Origin of the sequence: Qipengyuania qiaonensis (genome assembly GCF_019711515.1) — a bacterium.
Taxonomy (GTDB): Bacteria; Pseudomonadota; Alphaproteobacteria; order Sphingomonadales; family Sphingomonadaceae; genus Qipengyuania; species Qipengyuania qiaonensis.
Map to the genome: position 1 here is coordinate 1 of NZ_JAIGNO010000004.1, position 24,040 is coordinate 24,040.

23 protein-coding genes and 1 pseudogene are annotated in these 24,040 nt (G+C 61.2%); 13 read left to right on the forward strand and 11 right to left on the reverse strand.

What is annotated here, in order from left to right; translation table 11 throughout:
- From K3174_RS07630 to K3174_RS07640, 3 genes are all read right to left on the reverse strand, one after another.
- On the reverse strand, positions 1 to 1,202 hold a 1,202-nt coding region (locus K3174_RS07630; protein WP_221557668.1), incomplete at its 3' end, for a TonB-dependent receptor.
- A gap of 162 nt (positions 1,203 to 1,364) precedes the next feature.
- Positions 1,365 to 2,498, reverse strand: coding sequence for a FecR family protein (locus tag K3174_RS07635; RefSeq protein WP_221557670.1), 1,134 nt, complete (start codon positions 2,496 to 2,498; stop codon positions 1,365 to 1,367).
- On the reverse strand, positions 2,488 to 3,012 hold the full coding sequence (locus K3174_RS07640; RefSeq protein WP_221557678.1) for an RNA polymerase sigma factor: 525 nt from the start codon (positions 3,010 to 3,012) through the stop codon (positions 2,488 to 2,490). Before K3174_RS07640 ends, K3174_RS07635 begins: the two co-directional genes overlap by 11 nt.
- Positions 3,013 to 3,116: 104 nt before the next feature.
- Between K3174_RS07640 and K3174_RS07645 the strand changes: the two genes are divergently transcribed.
- Positions 3,117 to 3,347 carry a hypothetical protein gene (locus K3174_RS07645; protein WP_221557679.1) on the forward strand — a complete coding sequence of 77 codons (231 nt, stop codon included), beginning with the start codon at positions 3,117 to 3,119 and terminating at the stop codon, positions 3,345 to 3,347.
- 24 nt (positions 3,348 to 3,371) lie between these two features.
- On the opposite strand, the gene K3174_RS07650 is transcribed toward K3174_RS07645, so the two are convergent.
- A complete protein-coding gene (locus K3174_RS07650; protein WP_221557680.1) occupies positions 3,372 to 3,611 on the reverse strand; it encodes a Rossmann-fold NAD(P)-binding domain-containing protein in 240 nt (79 codons plus the stop codon).
- Positions 3,586 to 3,711 (reverse strand): hypothetical protein, encoded by a 126-nt coding sequence (locus K3174_RS17005; RefSeq protein WP_282099697.1) that lies wholly within the window; start codon positions 3,709 to 3,711, stop codon positions 3,586 to 3,588. The genes K3174_RS07650 and K3174_RS17005 overlap by 26 nt, the downstream gene beginning before the upstream one ends.
- 84 nt (positions 3,712 to 3,795) lie before the next feature.
- On the opposite strand from K3174_RS17005, the gene K3174_RS07655 reads away from it, so the two are divergent.
- Both K3174_RS07655 and tnpA read left to right on the forward strand, forming a co-directional pair.
- Positions 3,796 to 4,943 (forward strand): IS3 family transposase gene (locus K3174_RS07655; protein ID WP_425594428.1). Its coding sequence is split into 2 segments (ribosomal slippage): positions 3,796 to 4,051 and positions 4,051 to 4,943, totalling 1,149 coding nucleotides; the frame shifts between segments, so codons are not numbered across the junction.
- Positions 4,944 to 5,160: 217 nt separating this feature from the next.
- Positions 5,161 to 5,571, forward strand: a pseudogene (gene tnpA, locus K3174_RS07660) (IS200/IS605 family transposase); the annotation flags it as partial.
- Positions 5,572 to 5,653: 82 nt separating this feature from the next.
- On the opposite strand, the gene K3174_RS07665 reads toward tnpA, so the two are convergent.
- Genes K3174_RS07665 through K3174_RS07680 form a run of 4 tightly spaced genes read right to left on the reverse strand, consistent with a single transcriptional unit; the run spans position 5,654 to position 9,742 of the window.
- Positions 5,654 to 6,052, reverse strand: coding sequence for a nuclear transport factor 2 family protein (locus tag K3174_RS07665; RefSeq protein ID WP_221557682.1), 399 nt, complete (start codon positions 6,050 to 6,052; stop codon positions 5,654 to 5,656).
- Positions 6,052 to 6,480 carry a nuclear transport factor 2 family protein gene (locus K3174_RS07670; protein WP_221557683.1) on the reverse strand — a complete coding sequence of 143 codons (429 nt, stop codon included), beginning with the start codon at positions 6,478 to 6,480 and terminating at the stop codon, positions 6,052 to 6,054. Before K3174_RS07670 ends, K3174_RS07665 begins: the two co-directional genes overlap by 1 nt.
- Positions 6,477 to 7,226 (reverse strand): aspartate/glutamate racemase family protein, encoded by a 750-nt coding sequence (locus tag K3174_RS07675; protein WP_221557684.1) that lies wholly within the window; start codon positions 7,224 to 7,226, stop codon positions 6,477 to 6,479. The genes K3174_RS07670 and K3174_RS07675 overlap by 4 nt, the downstream gene beginning before the upstream one ends.
- Positions 7,226 to 9,742, reverse strand: coding sequence for a TonB-dependent receptor (locus K3174_RS07680; protein ID WP_221557685.1), 2,517 nt, complete (start codon positions 9,740 to 9,742; stop codon positions 7,226 to 7,228). The genes K3174_RS07675 and K3174_RS07680 overlap by 1 nt, the downstream gene beginning before the upstream one ends.
- A 114-nt stretch (positions 9,743 to 9,856) precedes the next feature.
- Here K3174_RS07680 and K3174_RS07685 point away from each other — a divergent pair, with 114 nt between their 5' ends.
- The 6 genes from K3174_RS07685 to K3174_RS07710 all read left to right on the forward strand — a co-directional run bounded on the left by K3174_RS07685 (position 9,857) and on the right by K3174_RS07710 (position 17,418).
- Entirely contained in the window at positions 9,857 to 10,537 is a 681-nt protein-coding gene (locus K3174_RS07685) for a GntR family transcriptional regulator (protein WP_221557686.1), read from the forward strand.
- Positions 10,534 to 11,478, forward strand: a complete 945-nt coding sequence (locus tag K3174_RS07690) for a hydroxymethylglutaryl-CoA lyase (RefSeq protein ID WP_247712006.1) — start codon at positions 10,534 to 10,536, stop codon at positions 11,476 to 11,478. The genes K3174_RS07685 and K3174_RS07690 overlap by 4 nt, the downstream gene beginning before the upstream one ends.
- A complete protein-coding gene (locus tag K3174_RS07695; RefSeq protein ID WP_221557687.1) occupies positions 11,478 to 13,526 on the forward strand; it encodes a hydantoinase/oxoprolinase family protein in 2,049 nt (682 codons plus the stop codon). The genes K3174_RS07690 and K3174_RS07695 overlap by 1 nt, the downstream gene beginning before the upstream one ends.
- Positions 13,527 to 13,652: 126 nt before the next feature.
- On the forward strand, positions 13,653 to 15,548 hold the full coding sequence (locus K3174_RS07700; RefSeq protein WP_221557688.1) for a hydantoinase B/oxoprolinase family protein: 1,896 nt from the start codon (positions 13,653 to 13,655) through the stop codon (positions 15,546 to 15,548).
- Positions 15,512 to 16,741 carry a CaiB/BaiF CoA transferase family protein gene (locus tag K3174_RS07705; protein ID WP_221557689.1) on the forward strand — a complete coding sequence of 410 codons (1,230 nt, stop codon included), beginning with the start codon at positions 15,512 to 15,514 and terminating at the stop codon, positions 16,739 to 16,741. Before K3174_RS07700 ends, K3174_RS07705 begins: the two co-directional genes overlap by 37 nt.
- Complete coding sequence (locus tag K3174_RS07710) at positions 16,741 to 17,418, forward strand: isochorismatase family protein (RefSeq protein ID WP_221557690.1); 678 nt, start codon at positions 16,741 to 16,743, stop codon at positions 17,416 to 17,418. The genes K3174_RS07705 and K3174_RS07710 overlap by 1 nt, the downstream gene beginning before the upstream one ends.
- 166 nt (positions 17,419 to 17,584) lie before the next feature.
- Here the strand turns inward: K3174_RS07710 and K3174_RS07715 are convergent, their stop codons facing one another.
- Entirely contained in the window at positions 17,585 to 19,192 is a 1,608-nt protein-coding gene (locus tag K3174_RS07715) for a phytoene desaturase family protein (protein ID WP_221557691.1), read from the reverse strand.
- 19 nt (positions 19,193 to 19,211) lie between these two features.
- On the reverse strand, positions 19,212 to 19,670 hold the full coding sequence (gene queF, locus K3174_RS07720) for a preQ(1) synthase (protein ID WP_221557692.1): 459 nt from the start codon (positions 19,668 to 19,670) through the stop codon (positions 19,212 to 19,214).
- A 115-nt stretch (positions 19,671 to 19,785) separates the two neighbouring features.
- On the opposite strand from queF, the gene K3174_RS07725 reads away from it, so the two are divergent.
- Genes K3174_RS07725 through K3174_RS07740 form a run of 4 tightly spaced genes read left to right on the forward strand, consistent with a single transcriptional unit; the run spans position 19,786 to position 24,032 of the window.
- Positions 19,786 to 20,904, forward strand: coding sequence for a hypothetical protein (locus K3174_RS07725; RefSeq protein ID WP_221557693.1), 1,119 nt, complete (start codon positions 19,786 to 19,788; stop codon positions 20,902 to 20,904).
- A gap of 10 nt (positions 20,905 to 20,914) precedes the next feature.
- Entirely contained in the window at positions 20,915 to 21,748 is an 834-nt protein-coding gene (locus K3174_RS07730; RefSeq protein ID WP_221557694.1) for a sulfurtransferase, read from the forward strand.
- Between the two features lie 2 nt (positions 21,749 to 21,750).
- Positions 21,751 to 22,962: a cystathionine beta-lyase gene (gene metC / locus K3174_RS07735; RefSeq protein WP_221557695.1), complete on the forward strand. Its 1,212-nt coding sequence runs from the start codon at positions 21,751 to 21,753 to the stop codon at positions 22,960 to 22,962.
- A gap of 2 nt (positions 22,963 to 22,964) precedes the next feature.
- Positions 22,965 to 24,032, forward strand: a complete 1,068-nt coding sequence (locus K3174_RS07740; RefSeq protein ID WP_221557696.1) for a mechanosensitive ion channel family protein — start codon at positions 22,965 to 22,967, stop codon at positions 24,030 to 24,032.
- Positions 24,033 to 24,040: the final 8 nt, after the last annotated feature.

Here is a 24,040-nt window from a genome sequence, read left to right on the forward strand (position 1 = left end):
AATATCACCAACCGGACGAGGCCCACACTCCGAAAAATTACGCCCCGAAGTGTGCCAAATGTTTTGACGACGGACAGATTCAGGAACACCCGTCCGCGTGTGTTCAGGTCGACACAGCCATTGTTGGGTGCGTCACGAAAGTCCCCGTAAATCGCCCGATACTCCGCATCGAAGAATATCTCCTCATCGCGGAACGCGCCGCTCTGGGAGCGGCTGATGCGCTTAGTGCACTGATTGATGAACTTGCGGTCGCTGAACAGCACCTCGTCCTGGTGCTCGTAATCCACGCCGACGCCGATATACCCGTTGTCGAAGTTTTTGCCCCACGTTCCCGAGATCGAATAATCTGCGGTGTTGAGACCCGCCGGGCTTTGGCCGGTTGCGTTGAGCTCAAGCCCCTCGAATTCCTTCTTCAGGATCACGTTGACAACGCCGCCAATCGCGTCCGAACCATAGATCGTCGATGCGCCATCGACGAGGATCTCGTAGCGATCGACGAGGCCAGCAGGGATCGAATTGATGGAGGGGGAGGTCGGCGCGCCCTCGACACCCGACGGTGCCATGCGGCGACCATTCAACAGCACCAGCGTGCGCGATGCACCGAAACCGCGAATGTCGATGGTCGAAGAGCCCGGTCCATTCTCAAGCCGCGAACTCTGGAGCGTGGTGTCGATCTGAAAGCCCGCTGCGGATTCGGACTGCTGGAGAATACGGGTGCTGTCGAACAGGCCTTGTTTAAGAGCGTCTTCGGTCCGGATTACTTCAATCGGCGAGATCGAGGTGAACACGTTTCCTTCGCGCTTGATGCGCGAACCTGTGACGACAATATCGTCATCCTCCGATGATGATAGGCGACCGCCCGAGATCGATAGCCGCTCATCTTCCTCGGCCGACAGAAGATATGCGCCTGAGTTGGAAACGCGATAGACAATGCCGGTGCCTGCAAGAAGTCGTGAGAGCGCTTCCTCCGCAGTCGCCGGACCACGGATCGCCCCGGTCGCTTTCCCCCGCACCAGATCGGGCGTGAAGAGAATCTGGATATTGCTCTGGCGGGAAAACTCGATGAGGGCGGAATTGAGATCGCCGGCTTCGATGTTGAACTCGATTTCGGTCGGCTCCTGCTGCTGCGCCAAGGCAACATTGCCCATCACAAGCCCGCTGGTTGCAACTCCGACCATCACAGCTCGACGCATTCGAGCCATTGCCCCCATCTTCACCATCATTCGCCCTCTCCCAATCCGTTTTTCCGGTTCGTGAACCATTGAAGACGGAGGCATGACGGTTTTGCGAACCAAGAAAATGCAGAAAATCCTCAACCCACTGATAAAAAGCCAATTAAATGTTCAATCTAGGCTTTGAGGCGGCTATTCCTGATCGCCGTCCAGCGTTTGTCGGCGCGGACGCAAGATGATCCGGCCGACGCTTTCGTCTGATTGCTCTAGATCGAAATATTCGCTCAATGCCTGGGCAAAATCGGTGCCGTTTCCAGCTTCAAAGGAGCCTGAAATTCTTCGTTGGGCAATGCCGGAACCTTCCAGCACAATGTCCCGCTCCAGATAGCGGTTCATATCCGCAACCGCTTCGTCCATGCGAACGTTGTCGAACACCAGCATACCCCGTTTCCAGCTCGTCAGCCGGGCAGCATCAACCGGCAGAACCTTTGCCTGACGGTCGCGCAGATAGGAGAACTGTTGACCCGGCGACAGATCGGCGAGCTTTGATATGCGGTTCGATGGGCTGACGAGGTCCACCCGTACCTTCCCCTCGACCAAGGTTACAGACAGCCCTTCAGGCTCGAGGCTCACATCAAAAGTGGTGCCAAGGGCTACGACCTGCTTGTCGCCAGCGCGAACGACGAACGGCCGGTCAGGATCATGCGCGACGTCGAACAGGGCGCGTCCTCTGACCAATTCGATCATGCGTTTGCCTTCGCTGTAACTGACAACCACACGGCTGGCCGTGTCGAGCGTTACCAGAGACCCATCGGCCAGCCGCACGTCGGAAACTTCGCCCGTGCGCGTACTGTAAACGTCGCGTGACGGCTGTGCGACCTCAACGGGTGCTGGGGTGTTGACGGGAACTTCGGCTTCGGGTTCTGAAGAATTCTCCGCGATTGTAATGCTTTTTGTCGATTGCGGCTCTGCGATGTTCAGGAAATTGCTGGTCACGAGCAGCAAAACAGCAATCGAGGCAGCGATGGCAGCGCCCAAGCCTGCTCTTGCGTACCACTTGTTGTCGTTTGCAGCGCCCGCGACCCGCTCGCGCGTCGCGGCACGAAGCTCGGCAATTTCCGGCAGTTGCGAATTCTCGCGGAAGGCTGCGACAATGTCTTGCGAGCGATGCACCGGTTCGATCCGATCATCGTCATTCAGCAGCCATTGCCTATATTCCCGAAGTGCCGCAGGATCGCCACCTTCGAGCGCTTCTACGAACCGCGCTGTCGAGGTGGTAATGACCGACGCCTTACCACTTTGGCTCTTGTAATTGCTATCTGCCATCTGAATACCCCAATCTGCTCGACAGGTAGTTGAGCGCTTTGGCCATATGTTTCTCGACCGACCGGGTTGAGATCTTCAGCTTGTCTGCGATCTCGACCGAGCGCATCTCCTCCAGTGCCCGCATCACGAAAATATCCTGCGTCCTTGTCGGCAGCTCTTTAAGCGCCATGAGCATGATCTGTAGCTGCTCCTGACCCAAAATGACGCGCTCAGGCGTGATTTCCGAACCTAAGACTGCCAAAAAATCATCCATCGGGACATGTTTGCCCTCAGAACGGCTCTGCTTTCTTCGGAGGTGGTCGTTGAGAACGGAATGCGCCGTTCGGAAGACATAGCCTTCGATATTCTCGATTGAAGCTGTGTCTCCACGCTTTACGAGTTTCATGAAAACCTCTTGCACGAGATCATCTACATCGACGTGCTTTGGCAGCCGTTTAGCGAAGAAGCTCGCCAACGGTCCTGAAAACTGCTCTTCCAGCGTAGGCAGCTTGTCCCATGCGCCGGTCTCTACCAAATGCTCGTTGCCCTTGTTCTTGGCCCGACGGCAGTATCTCACAAAGTCGAAATACCGGCAACGTTGAGGGGGTGTACGATTACGCCAGTCTATCGTTCGCAACTATGAACGAGTTCAACATGACGAACCCCGATAAGCCCTGCAATCTTGTGTGCGATGGTATCAACATGGTTGTCTGGCAAACCTGCCATATCCAGCCTGATGGCGAGCCCGCCTTTGTCGCGTCGACATTGAAAGTTCTGGGTGACGAAGCCTCTTTGCGCCACCAGCCCCAGCACGCGCATCGGCAATTGCGGGCATTCGTCGCAGCTGACAATCAGGACATTTGTCGCTGACATGACTGGAGCTTTGAGCACGGATCACGCAGCGCGTTTACGCTTCAGCGCCGCATCGATCACGTTGACGGCCATTTGTTCGGCGACAATTTCTGTTCTTTCACCGACCTGCGACGCCTGATCAAGCAGAGCTTCCAGGCGCGAACCAATCGCACTCACTCGGCGATCAACTTCCTCATTTGACCAACCCAGATATTCCCCAGCAACGTTGATAATGCCTCCGGCATTGACAAGATAGTCAGGCGCGTACGCTCGTGCCGACATCCTCGGCTGTCATGTATTCGCCATCGAGCCCCTCGACGATTCGTCCAAAGGCCTCAAACAGCGCTTGCCGATCAAACGGCCGATCGGGTGCCTTGATCACGGCTGCTCTGCCACCTGAATTTTGGACCGTTTCGAGCTAGAGTTTTCCGCCGTAGATATTCCCGGCTGGACGAGGAGTTACGGTATGAAGGCATCGAAGTTTTTGGACGCGCAGAAGGCATTCGTCATCAAGCAGGGCGAAGAAGGGACGCCGGTAGTGGAGATCTGCCGCAAAGCAGGCATCAGCCAGGCGACTTACTTCAACTGGAAGAAGAAATACGCGGGGCTGATGCCATCGGAGATGCGACGGCTGCGTGATCTGGAAGATGAGAACGGCCGGTTGAAGCGGATCGTTGCTGATCTTACGCTGGACCGTGAGATGCTGCAGGATGTCATCAAACGAAAGCTCTGAGGCCGGATCGCAAGCGCGAGATTATCGACGCGGTACGGCAGGACTGGCAGGTGACGATCCGCAGGGCATGTGCGGCTTTGCAGTTTGATCGTTCGACCTATCACTACCAGTCCTGCCGTACCGATCCGGCCTTCCTGAAGAAGCGCATCAAGGAGATCTGCGAGACGCATGTCCGCTACGGCTACCGGCGGGTGTATTACATCCTGCGCCGCGATGGGTGGGTTGTGAACATGAAGAAGGTCTACAGACTTTACAGGGAGTTGGGCCTGCAGCTGCGGAACAAGACGCCCAAGCGGCGGGTGAAAGCGAAGCTGCGTGAGGATCGCGCGCCGGCGATCAGGCCAAACGATGTCTGGGCGATGGACTTTGTGCACGACCAACTGGCGACAGGTCGCAAGCTGCGCATCCTGACGGTGGTGGATACGTTCTCCCGACTATCGCCGGTGATCGATCCCCGGTTCAGCTATCGTGGCGAAGACGTGGTTGCCACGCTGGAGCAGGCCTGCAGGAGGATCGGCTATCCCAAGACAATCAGGGTCGATAATGGGAGTGAATTTATCTCTCGGGACATGGATCTATTGGCTTACCAGCGCGGTGTGATCCTCGACTTCTCCCGACCTGGAAAGCCCACGGACAACGCGTTCATCGAGGCGTTCAACAGCAAGCTGCGCAGCGAATGCCTGAACGCTAATTGGTTCCTGAACCTGCAAGATGCTTGCGAAAAGTTGGAGGCCTGGTGTAGACACTACAACGAAGAGCGACCGCACAGCGCAATCGGGAATATCCCCCCGATCATGCTGGCAAACCCAGCCGGTGAGATCAGCCCACCGGACCTGGGAAAGGCGGAAAACTCGAGACCCGAGTGGTCCAAGGTTGGGTAGCAGTGCAGCTGTCCCTGGCGCGATATGCACGAACGGTATGGCAAGTGGAACTCGGTCTATGTCTGCTTACGTTTAGGCTCCTCTTTTGAGGAGTAACCCCTTCCGACTTCAGTCGGATATTGGCTTCAGCGATAGACTCGCGTGCAAGCCTGTAACCTCGGGAAATACGGAAGCCGCCGAAGGCGTGAAGCTTCCGTATTTCCCGAGGTTACAGGCTATGCGCTACAAGAGCGGTTGTCACACGACATTCCATCATCGCTACCATCTCGTCTGGGCGCCGAAGTACCGGTTCAAGGTGCTGCATGGTGAAGTCCGGCTGCGCGTGCGAGAGATCATCCGGCAGGTCTGCGATGAGATGGGCGTCACCATCGTCAATGGCGCGCTGTCCCGCGATCACGTGCATATGTTCGTCGAAATCCCGCCGCACGTCTCTGTCAGCGACTTCGTGCGCCGCGCCAAGGGGCGATCAGCGCGAAAAATCCAGCAGGAATTCGAGCACATCCGCAAACGCTACTGGGGTCAACGCTTCTGGCAACGTGGCTACTTCTCAACCACATCCGGCAACATCACCGATGACATCATCATGCGTTACCTGGACCGCCATACCCACAAGCACGGCTTCAGCCCCCTCCGCGTGATCCTACCGGCCTTCGCCGGTCAGTTATTCAGGGAATCTGTCTGCCTTTCGTACGGTCGACCACTGTCTCGCTTCAGACCAGCGGGTTCGCGCCGCTCATATAGACATAGACCTCCTGAAACTTGCCGTCGCAGACGCGCCAGAAATTAGTGTTGAGCAGGCGCGTGACCTCGCCATCATGATCGGTCAGGACGGCTTCGAAGCTGGCGGCGATGCGGCCGTTCTTCTCGTCGACCGTGCAGTTGAAGTCTTTGTGCACGATCTCGGCATAGCCGGCGAAGAAATCCTCGAACATGCGGCGGATTTCCGCTTTGCCCGAATGGCGGGTGAAGGCGGTCTGCACGCAGAACAGCGCTTCGTCGTGGAAACAGGCGAGGGTGGCGTCCATGTTCTTGGCATCGACGTTGGCGAAGTATTTCTGCGTCGCGAGATCAATGAGCTGGGATCGCGAAAGGCCGGGTTCGTATTGCATCAGGCGTCCCCTTCCTTGAGCAGATTGTCGCCGCTCATATAGACATAGACCCGGTGGAACTTGTCGCCCTTCAGGTAGAACCGGTTGCAGTTCTCGTAGCGCAGTTCCTCGCCGCCATGTGGGGTGATCAGAACGGTGAACTGGCTGCATATGGCATTGGTGTCCGGGTCGGCAGTGTGGACGAAATTGCCGTGCCAGATGTCGGAGAAGTCGGCGAACAGCTTCTCGAACATCTTGCGGATCGCACCGATCCCGTCATGCACTGTCATCGAAGTCTGTTCGGTGAGGATCGCGTCATCGGTGAAACAATCGAGCACCTGATCGAGCCGCTTGTTGTCGACCCCGTCGAAATAGCGCTTGGTGACGATATCGATGTAATAGGGGTAGGGCAGGGCCTCTTGCCCCGATCCGCCTTCGCTCCAGCTCATGCGAAATTCCTCCTGATATCGGCGTCCTTGCCCACTTCGGGGCTGGGGAAGGCCGTCTTCGAATGAGTCAGGCCGAGCCCGATAAGCAGTTCGAGCTGCTTGTAGGCGACCTGTCCGGGATTGAGGACGGGGATGGGCAACTCGCTCGCCAGATAGGCGGCGGACTGGTGCATGGTGGTCGATCCTAGCACGATAACGTCGGCACCGTCCTCCTCGATCGCCCTCGTCGCCTCGGCCTTCAGCTTGCCGAAGATCACCTCCTCCTTGCCCGCAAGCAGTGCGGTGACGTCGGGTCGCGTGTCGATCGAGCGCAGCGAAGCGACCCGGTCCCAGAAGCCATATTCGGTCAGTGTCTTCTCGTAGAGCGGGAACCATTCGGGCCACATGGTGAGGACGGTAAACTTCTTGCCCAGCATCATAGCGGTGCAGAAGCTCGCCTCGCCGGGACCGACCACAGGGATCGAGAGGCGCGAGCGCAGGGCGCGTAGTCCGCTGTCGGACACGGTGTCGATCAGCACCCCGGCATAGCCTTGGTCTTCGGCGTCTATGCCAGCCTGGAACACGGTCCAGTCCATCAGCAGCATGTCGTGGTAGCTGTCGCCGAGCGCTGCGCCCCAGCCGACCGCGGCGAATTCGGGCTTGAAGCGGGGGGCGACAAACGTGTCCGGCAACTGCTCGGCCCGCGCGGCCACCCCGGCCTCGTCCATCGGGATCGGGACGATCACCTTTATGCGCTTGTCGGTCATCAGAACTTGTATCCCACTTCGACCCCGATTAGTCGCCGTGCGCCGGGCGAGATGAAAGAGCCGCCGAATTCGATCGCGGGGATCACCTCGGCGAGATACTTCTCGTCGAACACGTTCTCTGCGAACACGAAGGCGCTAAGGTTGCCGAATTCCAATCCGGCCCGCGCGTTGAGCACACCATAAGTATCGCGTTGCGCCACGTCGAAACGCCCGTTGCCGACGAAGCCGGGGAGAGCTAGCGCCGAGATAGGCAGCAGGCCTGAGAACAGCGTCGGTCGTTCCTGGTCCTGGACCGTGTGGAACCAGGTTGGGCCCGTCAGTCGGTAATCCCAGCGCATGATGAAATTGATGTCGCTGGCGATCGGCGTATCGATCTCGGTCCCGAGATTGAGCGTCCAGTCGGCGGTATAGGGTGACTTGTTTCCTACCGTATAGGGACGCGACGCATTAGCCTTGATCTCGCTGTCGGTGACGTTGAAGGCACCATAGAACTTCCATCCGTCGACCACTTCGGCGCTGAGGTTGAGTTCCACACCCTTCACCTCAACTTCGTCAATGTTCGAGACTACGCGCAACAAGCCGAAGGGACCGACGAAGAACTCGAAGAACTGCATGTCGTCGATCTCGGTATAATAGCCCGCCAGATCGAATGTCAGTGCGCCATCTAGCAAAGTTCCCTTGATCCCCGCTTCAAAGGCACTTGACCTCTCTTTTCGGTATTGGTCTTCGATGGTGACGCCGGCACCGATGAACTGATTGAAGTTCTGATCGATGATCGTCGCCGAGCCCTGATTGTTGAAGCCGCCGGATTTGAAGCCGATGCCCCAATTGGCATAGATGTTCAGATCGGGAGTAGGCCGCCAGCTCAGGCTGACCTTGGGCTGGAGCTGTTTGAAGGTCGCGTCCTTCGGGCTGAGCGCGCCGAAAGTCTGCCCCGGATTGATCGGGCCTCCGGTAAAGGGATCGGTTGCGGTCGGTACAAGCGAGGTCGTAGATCGGTCTTCGATATCGTAGCGCAACGCCAAGCCGACGTCGAATTGTGGGCTGACCTGGTAATCGATAGAGCCGAAGGCGGCATAGACATTGGTCTTGAAAGCGTCGTTCAGCAATAGTGAGGTTGGGTTGGCGGTGTTCGGTCCGTTGTAGAGGCTCTCGATAACCCCTGTGCCGGTATCTGCGCCAAGACTCACGCCGACTTCTCGGTCGATATTCAGATAATAGGCGCCGATCTGCCAGTTGAAGGGCCCACTGCTGTCGGAGGCCAGTCGGATCTCGGCACTGATATCACTTTGGTTACGCGTCTGGTACTGCGTGCCGTCGCAGGTCGTCGGGCTATATGGTCCGAAGGTCGAACCGTTGGCGGGCGCGAAGATGAAAGGAACGGGAATCTGGCCGATGAAACCGGGTTGATTGACCGGAAAGCCGGTAAGCGCCGCGGTGGAAGCAAAACAGGCACCAACCGCATCCGCACCGGCAGGATCCGCAGCAGCGATATAGCGCGCGAAATCGGCGGATGTGCCGTCGGCTACGAGGCTCTGGTCGACGTCGGAATAAAGCGCCCAGGCGGTGAGTAGGAGATTGTTGCCGAAGCGATGCTCGATCTTGGCCGAGACGTCGAAACTGTCCTGCTCGTTGGTCGGACGGATGTTGCTGTAATAACCGAACGGGTGCGTATTGACGTCTTCATAGAAAGCCGGGTTCACCGCAGCGAAATTGGGCAAGTGAAAAGCCGCGTTGAAATTGATCGAGGCGCCGCGGAGCTGGGCGTAACGTGCCTTGACGTCCAGTTCCGTGTCCGTGCCGAGTTGGGCTACAACGCGACCGTCGACCGACCAGACTTCCTGATCGTCAACAACCTTCTCGTTGTTCAGGAAGGTGTTCCGGTAGAAACCGTCGGTGGTCCGATAATATCCGGAAAGCACGAAGCCGAGGCTTTCGGAGATCGGACCCGCGATATGGGCGGTGCCTTCGAAGGTGTTCTCATTCGCATAGGACGCCTTCATCGCGCCTTCGAACGCGTCACCGGGCTTGAGCGTCTGCAATACGATCGCGCCTGCGGCGGCGTTTCGGCCGTAAAGCGCTCCCTGCGGACCCTTGAGAATCTCAACCTGCCTCAAGGTCCCCTGAGGCTGGTTGAGCTGGGCGGTGTTTGTTTTGAGGATACCGTCGACCACTAACGCGACGGAGCTTTCCGCGTCGCGCGCACCGTTGATGCCCCGTATGTTGACCTGCGTGTCGCCGGCTTCTGCCGTGCCGGTAACTATCGTCACGCCTGGGGTGAGCTGCGCGAAGTCGTCCGCGCTGTCTGCGCCTGTCTTGTCGATGGCATCGGCTGTTAGCACAGATACCGAAGCGGGTACGTCCTGTAAACGTTCGGACTGGCGGCGGGCGGTGACGATGATCACTTCGTCGGTCGGTGCGGCCTCAGCTTCGCCGGTTTCTTGTGCCACGGCGGGCGCGGCGATGAACGGACCTATAGCGATGGTGGCAAGCAGTAGCGTCTTGAACGGGCGCATACGGAACCCTCCCCGGATTGCCGACCCCGTCCCTCACGGGGCTGGAATTGAGACTTGCGACTCGGGTTCCATATTGTATACAATTCGAGTCGGTCAAGTCGTCAGGAGAGAGAAATGTCTCGCGCATCGGATCGCGCATACGGCACCATCCGAGAGATGATCATGTCGGGTGAATTCGCGCCGGGCGACGCGTTGGGCGAAGAGGCGCTCGCGGAGCGGTGCGGCGTGTCGCGTACGCCGGTTCGCGACGCGCTACGGCGGCTCGAGGCGGATATGCTTATCACGCGCACCGGCACGCAACGCAGCTTCGTTGCCGACTGGTCGCTCGACGACATCGCCGACGTGTTCGAACTGCGCGCCATGCTCGAAGGTTATGCTGCGCAGCGTGCCGCTGAGCGTATGGATGACGATACGCTCAAGGCTTTGCGGGCCTGTAATGCAGAGCTGCGCAAGGCGGTTTCGACGAGCCCGCCGAACGTCGACCTGTTTCTTGAGCGCAATCGCGAATTTCACGCTCTGATTCTCGAATCCGCGGCCTCGCGGAAGCTGGTCGCACTGCTCGCTTCAGTGATTGAGCAGCCAGTGGTTTGGCGTACTGCACATCACTACGGAGAAGAGGAGTTGCGTCGTTCCTGCAGCGAGCACGACGAGGTGCTGGCAGCCTTCGCGCGGCGCGATGGCGATTGGGCGGAAGCGATCATGTCGAGCCATATCCGCCGCGCCTTCCATGCCTATGCCGATGCTCACCGCGGCCTTACGGCGATCGATAAGTCCGGTAGGATGCGCATGGCATGAGCATGGAAATGTATACAGATCATATCGAGATGGTCGAAGTGAGCCCCCGCGACGGGCTGCAAAACGAACGCGCAATTGTGTCAACATGGCAAAAGCTGACGCTGATCGAGCGAGCCATCGCGGCCGGCTCGCGGCGGATTGAGGTGACCAGCTTCGTCAATCCGAAAGCCGTCCCGCAAATGGCCGATGCAGAAGAGGTCTGCGCCGGCCTGCCGGAGCGTGACGATGTGACCTTTATCGGCCTTGTGATGAATCTGCGCGGGGCCGAACGGGCTATCGCGACCGGAAGGATCGATCAGCTTGGCGCGGTGGCGGTCAGTACCGACCGTTTCGCAATGGCTAATCAGGGGCAGACCAGCGATGGCTCGGTCGAGGCCTGCCGCGATATCATCGCCCGCGCACGCGAGGCCGGGCTCACAGCACAGGCGACCATCGCCGCCAGTTTCGGCTGCCCCTTCGAAGGCGAAGTGCCAGAGGACCGGGTAATTGCCATGGCCAGCTCCATCGCCGAGGCCGGGCCGGTCGAGATCGCGCTTGCCGACACCATCGGCGTCGGCGATCCGGCGCATGTTGCTCGCCTGGTGGAGAAAGTGGGCTGCGCCGTCGACCCGCTGCCGGTGCGCGTCCATTTTCACAACACCCGCGGGACGGGCCTCGCCAATGTCTGGGCCGCGGTCGAGGCGGGCGCGACAATCGTGGACGCTTCGATCGGCGGGCTCGGCGGGTGCCCCTTCGCACCGTGCGCGGCGGGCAATGTGGCGACGGAGGACGTGGTCTACATGCTCGAACGGGCCGGGATCGCCACCGGGCTCGGCCTCGGTGCGCTGATCGAAGCAAACCGCTGGCTCGCCGGCGTGATGAACAAGCCACTGCCTTCGATGGTAGGCAGAGCGGGCGGCTTTCCGCGGCCCGAACAGGAACGAGAAAAGGAAACGGCCTGATGCGTTACCGGCTTGGAGTCGATGTCGGCGGCACTTTCACCGATCTGCTGCTTTTCGACAATGAAACCGGCAATTTCTGGCGGCACAAGACGCCCTCGACCCCGGCCGACAGTTCGGAAGGCATCCTCACCGGGGTCACCGCGATCACCGGCGAGGCGGAGGTCGATCCGGACGCGATCGAGTTCTTTCTTCACGGCACGACCGTCGCCACCAATGCAGTGCTGGAGGGGAAGGGCGCGCGCGTCGGGCTGATCACCACCGAGGGCTATCGCGACATCATGCAGATCGCGCGCAGTTTCGTGCCGGGCGGGCTCGCCGCCTGGATCGTCTGGCCCAAGCCGCAGCCGCTCGCCGCGCTGGAGGACACGGTGACGGTCAAGGGCCGCATGGACGCCGACGGCAAGGAAGTGCGCCCGCTCGACGAGACGGAGGTGCGCGAGAAGCTCACCCGGCTTCGCGACGCCGGGGTCGAGGCAATCACCGTCAGCCTGATCAACGCCTATGTCGACGGCAGCCACGAGCAGCGCATCGGCGAAATCGCGCATGAGATATTGCAGGACGTGCCCGTGTCGCTCAGCCACGAAGTGCTGCCCGAGATGCAGGAATACGAGCGCACGCTCTCGACTGTCGCCAATGCATCGGTCCGTCCGGTTGTGGGCAAATATGTCTCGAACCTGCGCGCCAAGCTTCACGATGCCGGAGTGAAGGGCAAGCTCTCGCTGCTGCGTTCCGACGGCGGGCTGATGAGCAGCCAGAAGGCCGAAGAGCATCCGGTCAATATCCTCATGTCCGGTCCGGCAGGCGGGGTCACCGGTGCGCTGTGGGTGGCGAAGAATGCCGGGTTCGACAATATCCTCACGCTCGATGTCGGCGGCACCTCGACCGATGTGGCGCTGATCGAGAATTGCGAGCCGCGCCGGGTGCGCACCACGGATGTCGGGCATCTGTCGGTGCGCGCCTCCTCGCTCGACGTGAAGACGGTTGGTGCGGGCGGCGGCTCGATCACCTATGTGCCCGAATTGACCAAGGCGTTGCGCGTCGGTCCGCAATCGGCGGGCGCGGTGCCGGGGCCAGTGGCATACGGGAAAGGCGGGACCGAGCCGACCGTGACCGATGCCAATGTGGTGCTCGGCTATCTGCCAGAAGATTTGCTTGGCGGCTCCTTCAAGCTCGACCGTGAGGGGGCCAAGAAGGCGGTGCAGACCATCGCTGACGCGCTCGGCATTCCGCTGATGGATGCGGCGCGCGGGATCATCGATATCGTCAACGAGAATATGTTCGGGGCCCTACGCATGATCTCGGTCCAGCAGGGCTACGACCCGCGCCACTTCGCGCTGATGGGTTTTGGCGGGGCCGGGCCGCTGCATGTCAACGCGGTGGCGAAGCTGATGGGGAGCTGGCCCGCGATCTCGCCCGTCTCGCCCGGCGTGCTCTGTGCGCTCGGCGATGCGACCACCCGCATGCGCACCGAAACCGCGCGCAGTTTCAGCCGTCTTGCGACCGAGACCGATGTCGAAGAACTGGTCGCGGTGCTCGACGAGATGGCGAAGCAGACCCGCGCCGAGCTGACCAATGACGGCATTCTCGAAAGCCAGGTGACGAGCGAATTCGAAGTCGACGTCCGCTATGCCGGTCAGGCCTTTGAAGTCCCGCTCACCATCGATCAGGCGATTTTGCGCGATCAGGGCATCGCCGGCATCCTCGAACGCTTCGACGAGGAGCACCGGCGGCTGTTCACTTTCAACATGGACACGCCGCACGAGATCGTGAATTTGCGCGCCGTCGCGCTGGGCGAAGCGCCGAGCCTGCCCGCCGCCGAGCTGGAGAAAGGCAACGGCGATCCCTCCGCCGCGAAGATCCGCGATCATACATTGTGGATGGGCGGGAGTGAGCAGGCGGCGGTGATCTACGACCGCTCGCGCTTGAAGCAGGGCGACACCATCCCCGGGCCCGCCATCGTCACCGAAATGGACTCGACCACGCTGATCGAGAGCGGCTGCTTGGCGCGGGTCGATGCGGTGGGCAATATATTGATCGAGCCCGAATGATGACCGACACCCACCCCCTTCTCGTCACCCCCGCGGAGGCGGGGGGGCAGCGCGGCGCCACTGTTGCCGGCACCTGGATTCCCGCCTTCGCGGGAATGACGAATTCGGAATGTCAGGAGTAGACTGATGCCCGCCCAGATCGTCCAGCAGAACACCACCCCCTTCGACACGGTCGCCATCGACCCGGTCACGCTCGACATTATCGAGAATGCGCTGCGCAATGCCCGGATCGAGATGGACGCGACGCTGGTGCGCACCGCCATGTCGCCCGGCATCCGCGAGCAGGGCGATGCCTTCCCCCTGATCGCCGATCCCGATGGCAAGATGATCGTCGGGCAGTTCGGCAGCTTCATCGACGGCTTCCTCAAGGGCTTCGACGGCACGATCGAGGACGGGGACATGATCTTCCTATCCGATCCATACAGCTGCGAAGGCGCGATCAGCCATTCGAACGACTGGCTGGTGCTGCTGCCGGTCTACAAGGACGGGCGCCTGCTCGCCTGGACCGCAATGTTCGGGCACCAGAGCGATATCGGCGGCAAGGTGGTCGGCTCGATGCCGATCGACGCCAAATCGATCTTCGAGGAAGGCGTGCGCATCCCGCCTGTGAAGATCTGGCGCAAGGGCGAATACAACGACGATCTGATGAAGCTGGTGATGCACCAGACGCGCAAGCCCGACTGGTGCCAAGCCGACCTCAACGCGCTGATCGCCTCCTGCCGCGTCGCCGCCAATCGCGTGATCGAAATGGCCGAGCGCTTCGGCGACGATGTCTATGTGTCGGCCACCAAGGAACTGCTCGCCCGCAACCACCGCGCGATGAAGGCGCTGATCGCCATGGCTGTGGCCGAGGAGCCGGTGAGCTTCGAGGATTATGTCTGCGACGACGGGCTCGGCTACGGCCCTTACAAGATCAAATGCACCATGTGGCGCGAGGGCGACAAGGTCGTGCTTGACTTCGACGGCACCGACCCGCAGAGCGCCGCCTCGATCAACTTCTATCTCAACGAGAACATGTTCAAGATGTTCTTCGGCATCTACATGATCATGGTCTTCGACCCGCAGATCCTGTTCAACGACGGGTTCTACGATCTGATCGAAGTGCGCATCCCCGAAGGCTCGCTGCTCAAGCCGCAGTTTCCGGCTGCGCTGTCGGGCCGCACCCATGCGCTGGGACGGATTTTCGATATCCTTGGCGGGCTGCTGGGCCAGAAGACCCCGGAATTTCTCAACGCCGCCGGGTTCAGCTCGTCGCCGCATCTGTTCTATTCCGGGTGGGACAACCGAGAGGGGCGAGAAGGGGAGTGGTTTCAGCTCTTCCAGATCGGCTTCGGCGGCATTCCGGGCCGGCCGCTGGGCGACGGGCCGGACGGGCATTCGCTGTGGCCGGGCTTCACCAACGTCCCCAACGAGTTTCTCGAGCGCTACTTCCCGATGCGGATCGAGCGCTATGAGACCGAACCCGACAGCGGCGGGGCGGGGCTGCATCGTGGCGGCAATGGCATCCACATGACCTATCGCTTCCTTGCCGATGGGCAGATCGGCATCCATGACGACCGCTGGTTCGTGCCGCCCTGGGGGGTCAATGGCGGCCTGCCGGGTAAGCGCGCGCGCAAATTGCTGGAGCGCGCCGATGGCACGACCGAGATTGTCGGCAACAAGGTCGACGATATCGAGGTGAAGGCGGGCGATCAGCTCCACTACATCACCTGGGGCGGAGGCGGTTGGGGCGATCCGTTCGAACGCGATCCGGCGCTCGTCGGCAAGGAGATCCGGCAGGGTCTGGTGACAGCCGAAGGCGCGCGTCACTATGGCGTGGTGGCTGACGAAGCCGGAGCGGTCGACGAGAGTGAGACCGCCAGGCTGCGCGACGAATTGCGCGCCGCGCGCAAGGAGAGCAAGCTGTTCGACTACGGCCCCTCGATCGAGGAGCTGCGCGCCAATTGCGAGGCCGAGACTGGCCTGCCTGCCCCGATCCAGCCCGAATGGCATCACCACCAGACCGCGGAGGCCGCGGAGTGACTTCCGAATCCTTCGGCGCACTGGCGGGCCTCCGGGTGGTCGAGCTGGGCCAACTCCTTGCCGGGCCGTTCTGCGGGCAATTGCTGGGCGATATGGGCGCCGAGGTGATCAAGGTCGAACCGCCGGGTAAGGGCGATCCGATGCGCGTCTGGGGGCAGGGCGAGGAAAAAGTGCAATGGGAAGTGATCGCGCGCAACAAGCGCTCGGTCACCTGCAACCTCCGCGTGTCCGAGGGGCAGGCATTGGCGCGAAAGCTGATTCTCAGCGCCGATGTGATGATCGAGAATTTCAAACCCGGCACGCTGGAAAAATGGGGCCTGGCCCCCGACGATCTGCTGAAAGAGAAGCCTTCGCTGATCATCGCGCGCATGTCCGGCTACGGGCAATACGGCCCCTATTCCGACCGCGCGGGCTTTGGCGGGATCGGCGAGGCTATGGGAGGCTGGCGCTACATCGTCGGCGAGCCCGACCGCCCCCCGGCGCGCATGGGCATCTCGATCGGCGACACGCTGTGCGCGACCTATGGCTGCATGGGCGTGCTCGCCGCGCTGCATCATCGCGAGAAAACCGGGGACGGGCAGGTGATCGACACTGCGCTCTACGAAGCGGTGCTGCAGGTGATGGAGGGGCTGGTTCCCGAATACGATTACAACGGCTTCATCCGCGAACGCTCGGGCTCGATCCTGCCGGGCATCGCGCCGTCCAACGTCTATAGCTGCAAGGACGGGCCGTTCATGATCGGGGCGAATAACGATGCGATCTTCGCTCGTCTGGCGCAGGCGATGGGACGGCCGGAACTGGCCGAGGACGAGCGCTATGCGACGCATCTCGCGCGCGGCGCACATCAGACCGAGCTCGACGATCTCATCAACGACTGGACCGCCGGCCTGACCATGGATGAGGTCGATGCGCTGATGATCGAATATTCGATCCCGGCCGGGCGGGTCTATACGGCGAGGGATATGCTCGCCGACCCGCATTTCGCCGCGCGCGAGGCGATCGTCGAGGTCGAGACGCAAACGCACGGCAAGGTGAAGATGCAGAACGCCTTCCCCAAGTTCTCGAAAACCCCTTCGGCCATCCGCCGTCCCGCACCGGCGACGCCGGGGCAGGACAATGCCGCCGTATATGGCGAGGTGCTGGGGATCGACGGCACCGAACTCGACCGGATGGCCGTGGAGGGTGTGGTCTGATGGCCGGCGAAGATCTGGCGGACAACTACGCCCAGGCCTTCGCCGGCCGTCTCGAACCGGGCGAGGCACCCGCGCTGCTGCTGGTCGACATGGTCGAGGCATATATTCAACCCAATTCGCCGCTCTATTGCGAAACGGCCGCCGCTGCGGTCGAGAGCGCAGCGCAACTCCTCGAAGCGGCGCGCAATGCCGGGCGCCCGGTGATCTTCACCAACGTCGCCTATGAGCCGGGCGGCGCCGATGGCGGCCTGTTCTACAAGAAAGTGCCGGTGCTGCGCCTGTTCGAGCGCGGCTCGCCTCTCGGCGCTTTTCCGCCCGCGCTCACCCCGCGCGAAGGCGAATGGCTGGTCACAAAGCAATACCCGTCTGCCTTCTTCGCCACCGGCCTCGCCGAACGGTTGCACGAGGCGGACATCGATACGCTTGTCATCACCGGGTTCTCGACCTCCGGCTGCGTGCGAGCCTCGGCGCTCGATGCGCTGCAATACGGCTTCGCGCCGTTCGTCGCGCGCGATGCCTGCGCCGACCGGCACGCCGAACCGCACGAGGCGAACCTTTTCGACCTTCAGGCGAAGTACGCCGAAGTGGTCGGATTTGAGGATGCGCGCGATCTGATCAATCGGCCCTTCCAGCGAAGCGCGACCGGCTCAGGAATGAAAAATGCCCGAACACAGTGATCCCGTATACTGGGATCAGGATCCATAATTTGCAGTTGCTCGGCGGTTGTCCCTTGAGGGTGCTCTGCCACCCAAACTTGGACCACGCGGGTCTGGAGTTTTCGGTTGAGCGTCAGCAAAATGTCGAATCCCTCCCTCTCCGCCATGGGTTTCCCCTCCAACCCGCTTAGCTCGTAACGAACCGCCGCCAGTTGCCGCGGTCGAAAATCACCTCTCGTGCGCAGTTGTGACCCGGTGCGCCGGTCACGCCGCCACCCGGATGCGTGCCCGCCCCGCACATATAGAGCCCTTTCACGGGGCCGCGATAGGCGCCATGGCCGAGGACCGGCCTGGCCGACCACAACTGGTCCAGGCTCATCTGTCCGTGCATGATGTCGCCGCCCGCCAGGCCGAACGTCCGGTAGAGCCCCTTGGGGCTGAGCACCTGCCGCCCGAGGATCGATGCGCTGAAGCCCGGTGCGTGGGCCTCGACCGTATCGATGATCGTGTTGGCCGCCTTGTCTTCTTCATCGTCCCAATCGCGACTGTCAGGCAGTTCGGGGGCGAATTGCTGACAGAACAGGCTGGCGACATGCCGACCGGGAGGGGCAAGACTGTCGTCGACCGTGCTCGGGATCAACATTTCGACGATCGGCTTCCTCGACCAGCCATGCGCCTTCGCATCGAGGAAGGCCTTATCCATGTAATCGAGCGTAGGCGCGATGACGATGCCCGATTGATGATGTTCGCCCGGCTCCGGCAGCGCCGTGAAGCGTGGCAGTTCGACTAGCGCTACGTTCATGCGGAAGGTGCCGCCTCCGGCCTTGAAGCCGCGCATCCTGCGACGGAAATTCGCCGGCTGATGTACCTCGTCCAGCATTTTGCCGTAGAGTAATCTAGGGCCAACATTGGCGATCACACGCTTTGCCGCGACTTCTTCGCCGCTTTCGAGCAGCACCCCTGCTACGGTGTCGCCATCGACCATCACCTTCTCAACGGGATATCCAAGGCTGATCTCGACGCCGCATTTGCGGCAAACATCGGCCATGATCTGCGTAATCGTGCCCATGCCGCCGATTACGTGACCCCAGGCGCCTTTCTTGCCGTTCACTTCGCCGAATACGTGATGGAGCAGGACGTAAGCGCTGCCCGGCGTGTCGGGCGAGGCATAATTGCCGACCACCGCATCGAAGCCGAAGGCGGCCTTCACCGCTTCGCTTTCGAACCACTGGCCGAGAAAGCTGGTCGCCGACTTGGTAAAGAGATCGAGGATATTGCGCTTTGCTTCCAGTCCGAGCCGCGAGATGCCCCACCCCTGGGATGCGCCGGCCAGCAGCGTTCGCAGTCCGTCACCGGCATTTGGCGGAGATTTCAATGCAAGGCCGCGCAGCACTTCCGCCACACCTTCCAGCGCATCGTAATAGGCGGGCAGAACTTCGGCGTCCCGATCCGAGAATTTGCGAAATTCCGCCTGCGTGCGTTCGAGCCCGCCGCCGAGTTTCAGATAGCCGCCATCTTCCTGCGGCAGGAAATTCGAAATCGGCCGCTCGATCACGCGATAGCCGTGTTCGTGCAAGCGCATGTCACGAATGACTTTAGGCTGCAGCAGACTGACGGTGTAGCTGGCCACCGAATTGCGGAAGCCCGGATGGAATTCCTCGGTCACAGCTGCGCCGCCGACAATGTCGCGCCGCTCGACGATGCGGACCTTCAGGCCGGCTTGTGCAAGATAGAAAGCGCAGACGAGCCCGTTGTGACCTGCGCCGATAATGACTGCGTCGTATCTGTCGGTCATGCGCCTTCCCGGACCTGGATTATCCTCGTCCCCGGTAGGAGGAAACGCCCTGATCCGGTAGCCATAGCCCTTCCGGCGGCGCACCGCTTTGCCAGAACACGTCGATGGGGATGCCGCCGCGCGGGTACCAATAGCCGCCGATCCGCAGCCATTGCGGATTCATCTCGTCGAACAGACGCTGGCCGATGCCGACCGTTACATCCTCGTGAAAGCCGCAGTGATTGCGGAAGCTGCCGAGGAAAAGTTTGAGGCTCTTCGATTCCACGATGGTCTCGCCCGGGGCGTAGTCGATCACGAGATGGGCAAAATCGGGCTGTCCGGTGACGGGGCAGAGAGAGGTGAACTCAGGCGCCGCGAAGCGCACCATATAGAGCTGACCCTTGCGCGGGTTTGGGACGTAATCGAGCTCGGCCTCTTCGGGAGATGCGGGCAGGGCCGTGTTGGCACCGAGGAACTTGGGGGCAGGTGTGTCGCTCATGCCGCGCTCCTGCCGCGATGCGCGAAATTGCGCAAGCCGGGGCTTGGAAGTATGCGCTTCAGTACCTATTCAGCGCACCTCCGCACAATAGCGGCTTTTTCGCGAAACGAACCGCATGCATCTTCGTACCCGCATTTCCCTGATGGCTCTCGCCGTGACGTTGCCGATGATGGCGCAAGCGCAATCGGTCGACGACTTTACGCTTGAATCGGCACCAAGCCCGACCGCCACGCCGCAGGCTCAGGGCCCTGCCGATACCCGGAGTGGAGTTGAGATCAGGCCCCGCGCTGTGAATACACCTGCGCCGAGGCCGACCGTTGCACCCACGCCTTCTCTTTCGGTTGAATTGCCGGAGCCGCGTCCATCGGCCACCGCGTCCGCTCCGCAATCGAGCCCTCTTCCCCGGGTTACGCCGCGGCCGGTAGAGACCGTTCCTGCACAACCGCAGGTTCGGCCGACATCGGTCCCGTTGGATGGAACCGGATTTCCTCCTCCAAGTGCTGATCCGGCACCCGCCGCGACAGCTCCCCCATCGCCCGTATCGCCCCCGGTACTCGCCGAAGCCGGCGATAGCGGGGATGGGCTGCCCTGGCTGCCGATCGGCGCTGCGGCTGCTCTACTGGCACTGCTCGGCGCGGGCTTTCTCTTCTGGAAGCGGCGGCAGGTGCCGATCGTGCCTGAGATAGAGCGACCCTTGGTTGCGGACGCACAAGGGGGCGAATCCGTCCCTCTCGCCGATGCCCTGTCGGTGCGCGTCGAAAACGAGAAACTGATCCGCAGTGCCGCCTATGCGACCCTCAAGTACCGTTTGATACTGATCAACCGCACCAACGGTCCGCTGTCGAATGTGGCGGTCGGCATCGACCTGGTATCGGCCCATGCCGGTGCGCCGATGGAACAGCAGATTGCGACTGTCGGCACCGCACTCGAGAAGCGTCACGACATCGCGCGAATTTCGCCACGGCAGAATGTGACGCTGGAAGGCCAGGTCCAGCTTCCGCTCGCACAGGCGCATGTCATCCGGCAGGGGCGCTATCCGCTGCTCGTCCCGCTGATGCGCGTTCGCGTAGACGGCCCGGGCGAGGAGGCCCTGTTGAAGACTTTCGTGGTAGGCCAAGGCATTCCGGGCGGTGGCCGCGTGCAGCCGTTCAGGCTCGATGAAGGGCCGCGCAGCTACGCGCCGATTGCCCAGCGAGAACTTGCCAGAGTCGACTTAACCCTTTCTGCCCGCTAACCGGATCGTGATGGACAGTCTCGTTTCGACCCAATGGCTTGCCGGAGAACTCGGTGCCGACGACCTGGTGGTGCTCGATGCGACGATGCATCTGCCCGATAGCCCACGCAAATCGGCCGCCGAGTTTGCCGAGGCGCATATACCGCGCGCACGCTTCCTCGATCTGGCCAGCTTCGTCGACCCGGCTTCGGATATTCCCAAGGCGCTCCCCACGGCAGAACAGTTTGCCAAGCGATTGGGTCAATTGGGTATCGCCCCGTCGAGCCGGGTGGTGCTCTACGATGACAGCCAGATCAGAAGCGCGGCGCGCAGCTGGTTCATCTTCCGGCTTTACGGTTTCGAACAGGTCGCCATTCTGGACGGCGGGCTTGCCAAGTGGAAGCAGGAAGGGTGTCCACTGGAAGCAGGGCGGGCGTCGATCGAGCAGACCGACTTTCCCGTCCCGCTGCGCGTTGGGGAGGTTCGCAGCAAGAAGCAGATGCTTGCCAATTGCGGATCGCGCGCCGAACAGGTCGTCGATGCGCGCGACGCGGCCCGCTATGCCGGGGATGAGGGCAGTGGATCGGAAGGTCATATTCCGGGGGCTGTAAACGTACATTTCCCCAAGCTGTTTGCCGAGGATGGAACCTACCTTTCGCCGGCCAAGATCGCTGCGGAGTTCGCGGATGCGGGCATCGATCTCGATGGTCCGGTCACCACGTCCTGCAACAGCGGAATGACCGCCTGTGTGCTTGCCTTCGGGCTGCATCTGACCGGCAGGAACGACGTGGCAGTGTATGATGGCAGCTGGCTCGAATGGAGCAGCGACGCCGATACTCCAAAGGAAAAGGGAGCGGGGCACTAGGTATGGCTGGAGGAGACGACACTGGATACCAGCCGGCGACGCGTCTGGTCACGAGCGGGCGATCGGGCGATTTTGCCGGCGATGTCGTCAATCCGCCGATCTGGCGCGCGAGCACACATCTCTACGACAATTGCGCCGAACTCAGGGCGCGCAAATTGCATAACGAGGACGGACAGTTCTTCTACGGCCGTCGCGGCGCGCCGACGCAATGGGCGCTGGCAGAAGCTCTCACGGCGCTTGAGCCCGGTGCCGCTGGAACGGTGCTGTACCCCAGCGGACTGGCGGCTTTGGTCGGAGCACTTCTGGCAGTGTTGCGCAGCGGGGACGTGTTGCTCCTGGCGGATAACGCTTACGACCCCACCCGCAACGCTGCGATGGGGCTGCTCAAGACCTTTGGGGTAGCACATCGCTTCTTCGATCCGCTCGACCCGAATGCATATGAGGAATCGTTCTGCGAACGAACCCGGGCCGTCATGCTGGAAGTGCCGGGTAGCCTGACGATGGAAGTCTGCGACATTCCGGCGCTGGCCCGGATCGCGCGAGAGAAAGGCGCTGTGAGCCTTGTCGACAACACCTGGGCCACGGCGCTCGGCTTCCCGGCGCTGAAGCATGGCTGCGATATTGCGATCACTGCGCTGACCAAGCATGTCGGCGGGCATTCCGACCTGATGATGGGCGCCGCAAGTGCAGGTGAACGATGGTATCGCCGCCTGCGCCTCGGCGCGCAGCAATTGGGCCATGTGGTTTCGCCCGACGATGCGGCGCTGGCCCTGCGTGGCCTGCGGACCATGGGTGTCAGGCTCGAAAAGGAAAGCGCCACCGCGCTCGCCGTTGCGGAGTGGCTCCACGCCAGGGACGATGTCGCCCATGTTCTCTCGCCCATGCTCCCCGGCACGCCGGGCCATGAGATATGGCAACGCGATTTCACGGGGGGCTGCGGCCTGTTCAGCTTCGTGATCAAGGGACGCGACGATGCTGCACGCTGCCGACTGGTCGATGCCCTCGAACTGTTCGGCATCGGTTACAGCTGGGGCGGGTTCGAAAGCCTCGCCCTGCCATTCGATGTCGAGCCCATACGCAGCACGATGTCGTGGCCGAAAAAGGATTGGGGGGTTGAGGACCGCAATGCCGTCCGTCTATCGATCGGTCTAGAAGATAAGAACGACCTGATTGCCGACCTCGCCAATGGCTTTGCGGCGATGAACGAAGGATAGACGTGCAGGGCGAGACCCCATCTGGCGACGGCGCAACACCTGGGGCGGTTCCCGTCGAGCAGGCGTGGAGTCTGGCCGAGCCGGCGCAGGAAGAAAGCGCGGTCGCCGCTGCCGAAGGCGCCAAGGAAGCGCTCAGTTCGCAGAGCGCGACCGTCGGTTCGGTGGTCGACACGCTCGACGCTGTGGCGTTGTCATTCGGCGATTTCAGGGTTTCGCTATTCGACGTACTCGTAGTGGGATCGGTCATTATCGGGGTCCTGCTGCTTGCGTGGTTTGTCAGCAGGATGGCGCGACGCCTGGTTCGGCGGATGACGCGCCTCGACGATACGCAGCAATTGCTGGTCGAGAAGATCGCGACGATCATCGTTTGGGCGACCGCCTTTTTCCTCGGCATCGATCTTCTCGGGATAGACCTGACTGCACTTGCGGTCTTTTCGGGTGCGTTCGGGCTTGCGATAGGTTTCGGCCTTCAGAAGACCTTCGGCAATCTGATTGCCGGAATTATCCTGCTGATGGATCGTTCGATCAAGCCGGGCGACGTCATCGCAGTTACCGATATGGCGGGCAATGAAAGCTTCGGCCAGATCCGCAAGATCGGCATCCGCGCGGTGTCGGTGACGACGCGTGACCAGCGCGAGTATCTGATTCCGAACGAAAATCTGATGATAAATCAGGTCGAAAACTGGTCCTATTCGTCCAAGAACGTGCGTATGCAGGTGCCCGTGGGGGTCAGTTACGAAGCGGACATGAAGCTGGCCGAAAGCCTGATGCTCGAAGCGGCAAAGGACTGCGATCGGGTGCTCGCTGCCCCGCCCCCTACCGTGTGGATGACCGAATATGGCGACAGTTCGGTCAATTTTGTGATCCATTGCTGGATCGACGATCCCGAAGAAGGAGTGGGCAATGTGCGCAGCGCCGTGCTGAAGAAGCTGTGGTGGCTGTTCAAGGAAAACGACATCGAAATTCCGTTCCCTCAGCGCGACCTGCATATACGGTCAAGCGATCAGTTCGACCGCCTGATAGAGATCATGGGGCAGGCAAAAGACGGCCCGGTTGCCGCGAAAGATTAGTTTGCCAT